At 43.1% G+C, this 8,674-nt stretch carries 8 protein-coding genes; all 8 read left to right on the top strand.

Annotation, left to right across the window (positions count from 1 at the left end; translation table 11 throughout):
- The coding region (locus tag RH89_RS09090; RefSeq protein WP_038145387.1) for a sugar ABC transporter ATP-binding protein at window positions 1-1,400 on the top strand (1,400 nt) is incomplete at its 5' end.
- Window positions 1,397-2,422 carry an ABC transporter permease gene (locus RH89_RS09085; RefSeq protein ID WP_004401288.1) on the top strand — a complete coding sequence of 342 codons (1,026 nt, stop codon included), beginning with the start codon at window positions 1,397-1,399 and terminating at the stop codon, window positions 2,420-2,422. The genes RH89_RS09090 and RH89_RS09085, both read left to right, overlap by 4 nt.
- 24 nt (window positions 2,423-2,446) lie before the next feature.
- The gene (locus tag RH89_RS09080; protein ID WP_004401287.1) at window positions 2,447-3,928 is read left to right on the top strand and encodes an FGGY-family carbohydrate kinase; all 1,482 of its coding nucleotides are present in this window, start codon (window positions 2,447-2,449) and stop codon (window positions 3,926-3,928) included.
- 218 nt (window positions 3,929-4,146) lie between these two features.
- Window positions 4,147-4,698 carry a CbrC family protein gene (locus RH89_RS09075; protein WP_004401286.1) on the top strand — a complete coding sequence of 184 codons (552 nt, stop codon included), beginning with the start codon at window positions 4,147-4,149 and terminating at the stop codon, window positions 4,696-4,698.
- A 268-nt stretch (window positions 4,699-4,966) separates the two neighbouring features.
- Window positions 4,967-6,460 carry a toll/interleukin-1 receptor domain-containing protein gene (locus tag RH89_RS09070; protein WP_004401285.1) on the top strand — a complete coding sequence of 498 codons (1,494 nt, stop codon included), beginning with the start codon at window positions 4,967-4,969 and terminating at the stop codon, window positions 6,458-6,460.
- Window positions 6,461-6,466: 6 nt separating this feature from the next.
- Window positions 6,467-7,294, top strand: a complete 828-nt coding sequence (locus tag RH89_RS09065; RefSeq protein WP_004401284.1) for a hypothetical protein — start codon at window positions 6,467-6,469, stop codon at window positions 7,292-7,294.
- Between the two features lie 8 nt (window positions 7,295-7,302).
- Window positions 7,303-7,875 carry an RBBP9/YdeN family alpha/beta hydrolase gene (locus RH89_RS09060; RefSeq protein WP_080563985.1) on the top strand — a complete coding sequence of 191 codons (573 nt, stop codon included), beginning with the start codon at window positions 7,303-7,305 and terminating at the stop codon, window positions 7,873-7,875.
- 185 nt (window positions 7,876-8,060) lie between these two features.
- Entirely contained in the window at window positions 8,061-8,546 is a 486-nt protein-coding gene (locus RH89_RS28670; protein WP_080563984.1) for an HAD-IA family hydrolase, read from the top strand.
- Window positions 8,547-8,674 lie beyond the last annotated feature (128 nt).

Here is an 8,674-nt window from a genome sequence, read left to right as displayed (position 1 = left end):
CTTTGCTGGGTGAAAACGGAGCTGGCAAGTCGACTCTGATGAAAATTCTCTGCGGTATTTACAGCAACGACGAAGGCACCATATCGGTTGAAGGGCGAAAGGTCGCATTTTCCGGGTATCTGGATGCGATTGACGCAGGGATCGGAATCATCTTTCAGGAATTTTCATTAATCCCAAGCCTCAATGCGGTTGAAAACATCTTCCTCAACCGAGAGTTTCGAACTCGGTTTGGCACATTAGACAGAGCCAAAATGAAAATTGCAGCACTGCAAATTTTCAAAAGGCTAGAGGTGGATATCGATCTGGATTGCCCGATTTCTGAGCTTAGCATTGCCGAGCAACAATTTATCGAAATAGCCAAAGCGCTTTCTCTTGATGCCAGAATTCTGGTGCTGGATGAACCGACTGCCACCTTAACGCCAAAAGAAGCGGAGCGCCTGTTTAGCGTGATGTCAGATCTTCGAAAACTTGGGGTAGGGATGTTCTTTATCTCTCATCATCTGGAAGAGATTTTTGAAATCTGCGACCGAATCACAGTACTCAGAGACGGGACGTATGTTGGCACAAAAGAGGTCTCGGAGAGCAGCGTTGATGATCTGGTCGAGATGATGGTGGGGCGCAAAGTTGAAAATACCTTTCCAGCAAAAGAAGAACACATTGAACGGTCAGAACCGATTCTCTCAGTGGATTCCATTCAGTTGTCTGCCGACAGCCCAAATAATCATTTCAAACTCTATCCGGGTGAGATCCTAGGCTTTGCCGGATTAGTCGGTTCAGGCAGAACCGAAACGGTGAAAGCACTAATAGGCGCAGACCCCGCACACACTAAACAAGTCACATTAAGTGGCGAGCGAGTATCGCTATCGAACCCTGCGGTTGCTTTGTCAAAAGGCATTGGCTTGTTGCCAGAAGACAGAAAAGAAGAAGGTCTGATTCTGCCATTTGCCGTAAAGGACAACATTACATTAAACAATTTTGCCGACGAACTGGTCATGGGGCGCTTTATTCATAAAGACAAGGAAGCCTTCAAAGCGCGAGACCTGATTCAAAAAGTACAGATCAAAACGCCGGATGAAGAAACCGAAGTCAACAATCTCAGCGGCGGGAACCAGCAAAAAGTGGTGATCGCTCGCTGGTTAAATAACGACTGCAAAATTCTGATTTTCGATGAACCCACTCGCGGCATAGACGTGGGCGCGAAAGCGGAAATTTACGAATTGATCCGAGCGCTTACCCGACAGGGCATCGCCATCATTATGGTGTCTTCCGAATTGCCAGAAATCATTGGGCTTTGCGACAGAGTCGTGGTGTTTCGTGAAGGCGAAATCGTCGCGGATTTAACCGATCAAGACATCAACTCAAACACAATAATGTTACACGCAACGGGGCAAGCAGCATGAGTACGCTTTCAAAAACAGACAATAAATCCAATGCGAATTCAGCCTCTACAACAAACCAGAATACAGCGAATTCAGGAGCAGCAAAATACTTCAGGCAGTGGTCTAAACATCCGGTGTTTTACCCACTACTCGGGTTTCTGGCTGTCTTTCTTATTATGGTAGTAGCGGACGATAATTTCCTCACTGCCAACAACCTGACGAACGTTGCCAGACAAGTTTCCATCAACGCCATTATTGCGGTGGGGATGACTTGCGCCATTCTCATTGGGGGCATCGACCTTTCTGTAGGCTCGGTGATGGCACTCGCAGGCACGGTCACTGCTGGGCTAATGATTGCGGGCGTCCCGCCGGAACTGGCGATTATCGGTGGTTTGGCTCTGGGTTCGTGCTTTGGTGCTATCAATGGTTTTCTAATCGCCTACGGGAAAATGCCCGCCTTTATCGTGACCCTTGCTGCGCTTGGTATCGCCAGAGGGCTCGCTCTTATCTACACGGGTGGTTACCCCATCTCTGGTTTGCCTAGCTGGTTTAGCTTCCTTGGCAGGGGAGATGTGTTTGGTTTACAAACCCCTATTTTGATTATGCTGGTGGTTTATCTAATTGCCTATATCTTCCTGAACCACACGCCTTTTGGTCGCCATGTTTACGCCATTGGTGGCAACTCAGAAGCCGCGCGCCTAAGTGGCATTAAAGTGCCCAAAATCACCATGATTGTGTACACCATTAGCGGTCTTACTTCTGCGGTCGCAGGCATCATTCTTACTTCACGCTTAATGAGTGGTCAGCCCAACGCGGGTGTTGCTTTTGAGCTAGACGCCATTGCAGCCGTTGTATTGGGAGGCGCTGCAATGAGCGGAGGGAAAGGTGCCATTCTCGGTACTCTGGTTGGCGCAATGCTGTTGGGCGTACTGAACAATGGTCTCAACTTGGTTGGGATATCACCCTACGTACAAAACGTTATCAAAGGCATTATCATTCTGGTGGCGATTTATGTCGGAACAGATAAGAGCAAGAAAGCCTAAAAACGGATAAACGCGGAGCAGCCCATGGCGTATTTTATTGGAATCGATTTAGGTGGCACCCTGACCAAAGCCGGTGTATATGATGCTGAAGGGCAGGAGATGGCGGTAGCAGAAAAGAACGTCCCTTTGCTCTCTGAACACCCTGGCTTTGCAGAGCGCAATATGGAGGACCTGTGGCTAGCCGTGTGTGAGGTCACTCAGTCTGCGATTGCCCAATCTCAAATTGCCAAACATCAGGTAAAGGGCATCAGCTTTTCCTCTCACGGTAAGGGGCTGTATCTACTGGACCGCCACAATCAGCCACTTCGAAATGGCATAGTGTCTTCAGACACTCGGGCTGCAACTTTGGTCTCTGACTGGCAAAAAAACGGAGTAGAAGATCGTACCTATCCGAACAGCCGGCAACAGATCTGGACGGGGCAACCTGTTTCTCTGCTCGCGTGGCTAAAAGAGCATGAACCAGAGAATTACCAGAAGATAGACACGGTTTTGATGGTGCACGACTACATCCGTTTTATGATGACGGGAGAGAAAGGGGCAGAGCTGACGAACATTTCAGGCAGCAACCTTTACGACAACCACACCAACCAATATTCGGAACAACTCGCCAGCGCGTTTGGGGTATCAGATATTCTTTCAAGCCTGCCGCCTATGGTCGAATCGTCGGAACATTGTGGAAGTGTGACACTTGGCGCAGCCAAAGCGCTGGGGCTAAACGCGGGCACCCCCGTTTTCGGCGGACTTTTCGATGTGGTGGCTTCTGCTATCGCTTCTGGCTTAAACGACAACCAAGCCATCAGTATCGCTGCCGGAACCTGGTCCATTGCCACTGCGTTATCCAAGTGGATAGAACCGAGCGACCATCACTACATTTGGGGGCACTATTGCACCAAAGATACCTACTTTGTGCATGAGGGTTCTCCAACTTCTGCCAGCAATCTTGCGTGGTGGAGGCAGCATTTGTTGCCGGATGTGAGTCTGCAACAGTGCAACCAATGGGTAGAACAGGCACAAAAGCGAAACATCGATGAAGTCTATTACCTGCCTTATCTTTACGGTTCAAACGGTGGAACAGGGCTACATGGCAGTCTGATTGGTTTGCAAGGTCACCATGGTAAGCAAGAGGTCATCAACGCGATTTATGAAGGCATCGTCTTTTCGCACCTGATTAATCAAGACAGAATCCTGAAAATCACCCCCAACGCACAGCGAATAAAAATGACGGGCGGCCCCACCAAATCACGAGTCTGGGTGAACATGTTTGCTTCGGCTTCCCAACTGCCAGTCGAAATCTCGTCCACCGAACAGGAAGGCTGCCGCGCCGCCGCATTGTGCGCCGCGGTAGGAAGTGGGCATTACAAAGACTTTAACGAAGCCATCTGTGCTACCCACACCCCCGGCAAAATAGTAGAACCAGAACCTAAGCAGTCAGCAAGGCTAAGAGAGAAGTTTCAGCGCTTTCAGGAACTCAATGCAGTGCTTTCTAGGTCTAACCCCGCGCTCTAAATCGAGCCTCTGTTAGAGAGTGTTTGAGTACCCGATACTCAGGCATTCCTTTGCTTTGGATCAACCTATGTCCACTTTTCCCGTTTCTGTTCTTACTTATGTGCGTTATTTCTTATATTTCGATTTTTATTATTAAATATCAGCAAATTGAATGTTAGATTCGCGTTTTATCACGACGGGCTGTGGATAAATTATATGGATATTTTGTCGGATAATAATTGTTAGCTTTACTCGGAGGTACAATAGAATTACCAACATTTAAGTATCATCCAGATCCCATCAAAACGGGTGCTTTAGAAGTTACAGATGCAAATTGTGAATGTTGTGGTGTCAGTCGTGGTTACAGGGCAACTTCTACTATTTACTCTGAGCATGACATAGAAACTATTTGTCCCTGGTGTATTTCTGATGGCTCGGCGGCGAAGAAATTCGACGGAGAGTTTGCGGATCCACATCCATTGATGAAAGCTGGACTTGATAAGTCTGTGGTACAAGAAATTTGCGAAAGAACTCCAAGCTATATTTCATGGCAGCAAGAAGTGTGGCTATCGCACTGTGGCGATGCTTGTGAGTTTCATGGAGATGCAGAGAAGTTTGATCTATTACAGGTAAAAGACGCGGAATTAGAGGCTTTACTAAACGATCAGCTGATAGGCAGTAATGAGTGGCACCAAATAGTCACTTACTATGAAAAAGGTGGAAATCCTGCAATCTACAAGTTCAAGTGTAGATCATGTGACATATTTACTTATTCGCTGGATTTTGCGTAAAGCTAACAAACTGTTTAAGAGTGATTTGCAACACGTGGCATTTTCACTATGCGTTGTGTTTAGTGTTTAAGGTGGTATGCGGCGGCTTTGGTATTGCGTTACTCACACCTTAACAGGGCGTTAGACCAACGTGGCTCCCCAAACTCAGCGTATAGGTCGAGGATTGTGGCCGGATGATCGTAGGGGAATCAGATGAATACCAAGTTGGCTGATTTGTTTTATCAGTTTTGAGAAGGCGATTAAGTTATAAAAATTTGGAGGTATTGGTGTGAAGGAATATGACGTTTTTTTAAGCCACAGTAGCAATGACAAACCTTGGGTAGAGGACTTGAAAAAAGCAATGGAATGCTACGATATAAAATCATGGCTAGACAAGGATGAAATTGCACCTGGGGAGCTTTTCGCCCAGTCTCTGGAGTTTGGCATGGCGTCCGCGAAATGCGCCGTCATAGTTGTTTCGAAAAAATCCATGGACTCTAAATGGGTTGAAAGTGAGTACTTTAGAGCACTCTCCATTATTAATAACAGAGAGAACAATAACTTTAAGCTAATACCAATTATCCTTAGTCAAGCAGAAATCCCCCCATTCTTAAGTGATAGAAACTATATCGACTTTGGTGCTGGTAACTTTAGTCACAATGTATGGAAGCTTGTTTGGGGAATTACAGGTACTAAGCCATCGAAAATTATAGATGTAATCGACGGTGCAGAAGCCATCGCTAAGGCAGACGTTCTAACGGAAGATGAAAAATTTAGCTTGAAAAATCGATTGACCCACCTGATTTCGCATTATGGGCTAGATAATGAGCAATGGGCAACAGCCATATCATCTCAATATTTTTTAGCAAGCATAGCTAAAATTTGTGGTTATACATCTCGGTCTGATTATCAAAGTTTATTAAATAAATTCCTTAAAAGCTTTCACTTGCAATTGGACAATAGTTTTTCTGTTGACAAAAGTCATATATTAGTAACTCCAGAAGAACTTAATAGCATCGTATCCTGCATGGAAAAAGAAGATGAAATAGACAACTATTTTCAGCGTTCATCGAAAACAAAATGGCAGAACATTGACAAGTGGGGATTACACGACAATTACTTGTATGGCTTAGCAGTAGATATTGCGAATGACAGCCAATATGAAGTTCTTGAACAAGTGCGAAAAGCAGCTCTAAAAAGGCTAATATGCAAACCAGAAGGTGCAAGATTAGATGATAACGGAGGATGGTATCCATATAGAGTACCTTGGATTACAGCAAGAATACTTGTTAGTTTAAGTGTCGTTAAAGATAGGGATTGTGATAGTAAAGTGATAGCAGAGGCATTGGACTCCCTATCACTACGGATTTTTGAAAACAGCTATTGGAAAAGTGGTGTAGGTGATTGGGTCACTAAATGGGAATCGACAGCATTATGTCTTGAAGCGTTTGAAGCCCTAGATGCGGTAAGTGAGTATCATCAAAAAATCAGCTCTGTTTTAAAATATGTTGTTGAAAACGAGAATGAATGGCTTGGTGGCAGCCCTAGCCTCTCTTCTGAGGAGAATTCGAATAGAACCCTTTCGGCGGTGCTTATGATAAGTGTCTTGTTAAGAATCAGAGACAAGAACCCAGTTTTCAATGCAATTAATTTTAATGTTGTCGACTATTTTGACTATTTAAATCGGTGTGTAGATATTCTAGAGGGAACTTCCGTCGTTAACGTCAGACAGTTTTGTACTATCCCACAAATTTCATATTACATTTTAAAGTCAATTGAGTGAGGTGTTATGTCAGATGAGAGTAGTGGCTGGGGAACGGCACTTGCAGAAAAATGGACGAATTATTATCCTCCCTGTAGGGTTTCTGCTTCAGAGTTACAGATATACTCTAATGCGCTAAAAGAAATTAGGAATAAATTTCGCAATGAAAGGATAAAAGTTCTAATACTTGGATCTACATCAGAGTTTCGAGATTGGGCTCATGAAGAGAACCTTGATACAACAGTAGTTGATTTTAGTTTAGGTTATTATCAAAAAATATCTGAACAAATGAAGTACAAACACGCTAAAAGTGAGCTTATAAATAAACGATGGCAAGAAATGGAGTTTAGCGAAGAATTTCATATTGTTGTTGGTGATCTCGTTGTTGGTAATGTGAATGAATTTGAGCTTCCTGACTTTCTCAATAGAGTAAGGTGTTCTTTAATTGCCGGAGGTGTTTTTGTAACAAAGAGTTTCTTTTCCAATTCTGAATATCGGAAGTCTTCTCTCGATAGCATTCTCTCAGACGCTTCCCAATATAGGTTACATGGGAATGTGTTTTCCAGATACATTTTTGATATAGCTATGCATTGCCTAAACGTAGAGGAAAATACATTAAGTTTTTCTTATATGCATCAAGAAATTTATCGGCTTTATAAACTGAAATTGATTGATGAAGATGTGTTTAATCTGTTCGATAAATTGGGTTGGCAAGATAATATGAAATTTAGCTTCTTTATGCCTAGCTCAAAATTATGGGAAGACAAATTGCTAAGCATTTTCAGTGATTATCAAAAGGCAAAAAGTCAGGATGTATATTCTGATAACTTTAACGTCTATACGATTTATAAATAAGGAAGATTATGATGAATACTTTTGTTTTACACGGTACATTTGGTAGTCCATTCGACAATTGGTTTGGTTGGTTGAATAAACAGCTATCTGAAAGCGGTGTCGCTTGCTACAATCCATATCTTCCAACGCCTTTAGGTCAGGATTTTGATAATTGGAGTCGAATCATTGATTCATATTTCGATGCAGGGCTATTGGGACCACAGTCTGTAGTCATTGGGCACAGCTCATCTGCTGTTTTCTGGGTTAAGTATCTGGCTTCTAAAAAAGTATCGGTTAAGACACTCGTAACAGTTAGTGGATTCAACTCTTTTATTTCTGGACTAGAAGATTTTGATAAGTTAAATAGCAATTTATATGTTTCAGATGATGAAGCAGAGCAGTTTTTAAAATTAGAAATTCCAACAGTATGTTTTGTTTCTGAAAACGATCCTTACCTACCTTTAGAGGAGCTCAATTCATTCTCAAAATTAATAAAAGGAGATACAGTGGTCGTCAAAGATGGGGGACATTTTAATACAGACTCTGGTTATGACTCATTTGATGCTGTTTATGAGTTGATAGTTGATTTGAAAAAGGCCTAACAAGGTTGTCAAAGCGGACACAAAACAGCAGGCTGTGTCCGCTTTGCTCCCAATTTTAGCCTGCTATTTTGTGCAGTTTACATCAGCGTTATATGCCCGAGTACAGTAAAGGAAGTGTAATGAATATAGAATTTGGCGGGTGACTATTTGATTTAGATGGGACATTAGTCGATTCTAGTGACGTTATTACTCGTGCTTGGGAAGCTTTTGCGCTTAAGTATCACATTGATGTAAATGAAATACTACCAGCTGTCCAAGGTAAGCCAACACATGAAGCTATTTTAGCGTTAAGACCTAGCGCATCGACTGATGAAGTTCAGAAAGATGCCCAATGTCTTGAAATGATGGAGTCCAATGATACTAGAGGTGTTGTTGCATTACCTGGCGCTATTGAGTTTCTAAATATTTTAAATAACCAAAGTGTTCCTTGGGCTATTGTTACATCAGGTACGTTGCCCGTGGCTACAGCTAGAATTAAAGCCGCTAATTTACCTTTTCCTAAAGTATTGATCACACCAGAACAAGTTTCACAAGGTAAGCCTAACCCTGAGCCGTATATTCTTGGAGCGGAAAAACTAAATGTGAATGTGCACAAATGTATAGTGTTTGAAGATGCACCAGCAGGAGTAAAGTTAGGTGTTCTAGCTGGTGCCAAAGCGGTGGCATCTTAACACAATTTGATGCAACGCAGTTATTAGCAGAAAAGGCGACAATTTGTATATCTACATTATTAGAATTGAGTCTTTCATTTGATGAAAACATACAAATGCTGTCAATCCACAAGAAATAGCAGTTGAGT

Origin of the sequence: Vibrio nigripulchritudo ATCC 27043, assembly GCF_000222685.1 — a bacterium.
Lineage (GTDB): Bacteria > Pseudomonadota > Gammaproteobacteria > Enterobacterales > Vibrionaceae > Vibrio > Vibrio nigripulchritudo.
The sequence above is the reverse complement of the archived record's forward strand: the minus strand, read 5'-3'. Positions and strand labels throughout refer to the sequence as shown.

Coding starts and splice junctions, on each gene's coding strand:
- RH89_RS09085 (WP_004401288.1), top strand. CDS start 1,397: ATGAGTACGCTTTCAAAAACAGACAATAAATCCAATGCGAATTCAGCC.
- RH89_RS09080 (WP_004401287.1), top strand. CDS start 2,447: ATGGCGTATTTTATTGGAATCGATTTAGGTGGCACCCTGACCAAAGCC.
- RH89_RS09065 (WP_004401284.1), top strand. CDS start 6,467: ATGTCAGATGAGAGTAGTGGCTGGGGAACGGCACTTGCAGAAAAATGG.
- RH89_RS09060 (WP_080563985.1), top strand. CDS start 7,303: ATGATGAATACTTTTGTTTTACACGGTACATTTGGTAGTCCATTCGAC.